The organism is Pseudomonas sp. SIMBA_067, assembly GCF_046534675.1.
In the GTDB taxonomy this organism is placed as follows: domain Bacteria; phylum Pseudomonadota; class Gammaproteobacteria; order Pseudomonadales; family Pseudomonadaceae; genus Aquipseudomonas; species Aquipseudomonas putida.
Genome location: NZ_JAWRYH010000778.1, coordinates 1 through 258 on the forward strand (window position 1 = coordinate 1; position 258 = coordinate 258).

Genomic DNA, 258 nt, shown 5'->3' on the forward strand with positions numbered 1-258 from the left:
GGGATTACCGAGAAGGACGTGACCAACAGCATGGTCGCCTCCCTCGCGGGCAGCTCGCAAACCGCGCCGACCTTCTGGCTGAACCCGGCGAATGGCGTGTCGTACTCCATCGTCGCTGCAACGCCGCAATACCGCCTGGACAGCTTGCCGTCACTGGAAGCCCTGCCGGTCACAGGGGCTGATGGGCAGTCGCAAATCCTCGGCGGCGTGGCAACCATCTCCCGCGTGCAAAGCCCGGCGGTGGTGACTCACTACAAT

At 64.3% G+C, this 258-nt stretch carries 1 protein-coding gene; it reads left to right on the plus strand.

The genetic code is table 11. The annotated features are described in order from the left end of the window. Positions 1–258 (plus strand): hypothetical protein (locus SB765_RS31300; RefSeq protein ID WP_410932717.1); only part of this gene is annotated, 258 nt, incomplete at both ends.